Below are 2679 nucleotides of genomic sequence, written 5' to 3'. Positions count from 1 at the left end.
GGCCCGGACCGTGCACCGGGTCGTCCAGCGGCTGCTGCACCAGCCGACCGTACGGGTCCGCCAGCTCGCCGCCGAGCCCGGCGGCGACCAGTACGCGGCGCTGCTGCGCGAGCTGTTCGACCTGGACGTTCCGCAGACGTCCCCGGTCGACACCGTTCCCGACGTGGTCGCCACCGATCTCGACGGGCGGCCGTCGTTCGACGCCGCCGACATCCCGCCCACCGGAGGTGCGCGATGACCGCCCCACTGCGCCTCGGCACCCGGGGCAGCGCCCTGGCGATGGCCCAGTCCGGCCACGTGGCCGAAGCCCTCACCGCGGCCACCGGCCGCCCGGTCGAGCTGGTTGAGGTGGTGACCGCCGGGGACAAGTCGACCGCCCCGGTGCAGCGACTCGGCGTCGGCGTGTTCGTGTCCGCGCTGCGCGACGCGCTGACCGCCGGTGAGATCGACTTCGCCGTCCACTCGTACAAGGACCTGCCCACCGCGGCGGCGCCCGGCCTGCACGTCGCGGCCGTGCCGCCCCGGCAGGACCCGCGCGACGCGCTGGTGGCCACCGACGGCCGTACGCTCGCCGAGCTGCCCCCCGGCGCCCGCGTCGGCACCGGCGCGCTGCGCCGGATCGCCCAGCTGCACGCGCTGGGCATGCAGTTGGAGGTCACCCCGATCCGGGGCAACATCGACACCCGGCTCAGCCGGGTGCTCGGCCCGGACGCCGACCTCGACGCCGTCGTGCTGGCCCGCGCCGGGCTCAACCGGATCGGCCGCGCCGACGTCATCACCGAGACGCTCGACCCGATGCTCATGCTGCCCGCGCCCGCTCAGGGCGCGCTGGCCGTCGAGTGCCGGGCCGACGACCAGGACGTGATCGAGATGCTCGCGCTGCTCGACCACGAGCCGTCCCGCGCCGCGATCACCGCGGAACGGGCGCTGCTGGCCACCCTGGAGGCAGGATGCAGCGCACCCGTGGCCGCGTACGCCGTCCTCGCCGAAGGCGAGCCCACCGACGAGGGCGACGTGATTCAGGAGATCTACCTGCGCGGTGCGGTGATCAGCCCGGACGGTTCGCGTGACCTCCGGCTGTCCCGCACCGGAACGCCCGCCGACGCGGCGGAGATCGGCAAGGCACTCGCCGCCGAACTCCTCGAACTCGGCGCCGACTCGATCCTCGGCCAGGACGCACAGGCCGGCCCGGGGACCCAGCAACTTGGGAGCACAGAATGACCCGCACCCGTAAGCCCGTAGGCCAGATCGCTTTCGTCGGGGCCGGTCCCGGCGACCCCGGCCTGCTGACCCGCCGGGCGCTGGACGCCCTGGTCGAGGCCGACCAGGTGGTCTACGACCGGGGCGTACCCGAGTCGCTCCTGGCGCACGTACGCGCCCAGGCCCGGCCCGACGCCGAGTTCAGCCCCGCCGAGGGCGTGCCGGGGGACGTGGCGAAGGTGCTGATCTCCGCGGCCCGGTCCGGGCAGAACGCCGTGCACCTGGTCGCCGGTGACCCGTTCGGCCACGACTCGGTGGTCAAGGAGGTGCAGGCGGTCGCGCGTACCGCAGCGCACTTCGAGGTGGTGCCGGGCGTCGGCCAGGCCGAGGGCGTGGCCACCTACGCGGGTGTCCCGCTGCCGGGCGTACGCACCGCCGCCGACGTCGAGGACGTCACCGCGCTCGACTTCGACGCGCTCGCCACGGCCGTGGGCCGGGGTTCGCTGGCGCTCGCCGTGGACGCCGGTGACCTGGCCGCCGTCCGGGACGGCCTGCTGGCCGCCGGCGTCGACGGCACCACAGCGGTGGGGGTGACCGGCGACGGCACCGGCGAGACGCAGTACACCACCACGTCGACTGTCGACTCCTTCGTCGCGGCGGCGCTCGGCTTCACCGGCCGGGTGGTGCTCACCGTCGGCGCGGCCGTCACCGACCGCGACAAGCTGAGCTGGTGGGAGAACCGCCCGCTGTACGGCTGGAAGGTGCTGGTGCCCCGCACCAAGGAGCAGGCCGGCGTGATGAGCGCCCGGCTGCGCGCGTACGGGGCGATCCCGTGCGAGGTGCCGACCATCGCGGTCGAGCCGCCGCGTACCCCGGCGCAGATGGAGCGGGCGGTCAAGGGCCTGGTCGACGGCCGCTACGCCTGGGTGATCTTCACCTCGGTCAACGCGGTCCGGGCGGTGTGGGAGAAGTTCGCCGAGCACGGCCTCGACGCCCGCCACTTCGGCGGCGTCAAGATCGCCTGTATCGGTGACGCCACCGCCGAGGCGGTCCGCGCGTTCGGCATCCAGCCGGAGCTGATCCCCTCCGGGGAGCAGTCCTCCGAGGGCCTGCTGGCCGAGTTCTCGCCGCACGACGAGGTCCTCGACCCGGTCGGCCGGGTGCTGCTGCCGCGCGCCGACATCGCGACCGAGACGCTTGCCGCCGGGCTCACCGAGCGGGGCTGGGAGGTCGACGACGTGACCGCGTACCGGACGGTGCGGGCGGCCCCGCCGCCGGCCGAGATCCGCGACGCGATCAAGTCGGGTGGGTTCGACGCCGTGCTGTTCACCTCGTCGTCCACGGTGCGGAACCTCGTCGGTATCGCCGGGAAGCCGCATGCGCGCACGGTTGTTGCAGTGAGCGGGCCCAAGACGGCGGAGACCGCCACCGAGTTCGGCCTGCGGGTCGACGTGCAGCCGCCGCACGCCTCGGTGCCCG

General features: G+C 74.5%; 2 protein-coding genes and 1 pseudogene. All 3 read left to right on the top strand.

Features of this window, described 5'->3' with window-relative positions; genetic code table 11:
- Positions 1 to 238: pseudogene (locus KBX39_RS28295) on the top strand (glutamyl-tRNA reductase); the annotation flags it as partial.
- Entirely contained in the window at positions 235 to 1221 is a 987-nt protein-coding gene (hemC, locus tag KBX39_RS28290; RefSeq protein WP_064446671.1) for a hydroxymethylbilane synthase, read from the top strand. The pseudogene KBX39_RS28295 and the gene hemC, both read left to right, overlap by 4 nt.
- On the top strand, positions 1218 to 2679 hold a 1462-nt coding region (locus tag KBX39_RS28285), incomplete at its 3' end, for a uroporphyrinogen-III synthase (RefSeq protein ID WP_210873448.1). The genes hemC and KBX39_RS28285, both read left to right, overlap by 4 nt.

The sequence above is a fragment of the Micromonospora sp. D75 genome (genome assembly GCF_018070405.1).
Lineage (GTDB): Bacteria > Actinomycetota > Actinomycetes > Mycobacteriales > Micromonosporaceae > Micromonospora > Micromonospora chalcea.
This window is presented reverse-complemented; position numbering and strand designations above follow the sequence as displayed.

What these genes read in the sequence shown, in the direction of transcription:
- hemC (WP_064446671.1), top strand. Translation starts at nt 235, where the DNA reads ATGACCGCCCCACTGCGCCTCGGCACCCGGGGCAGCGCCCTGGCGATG.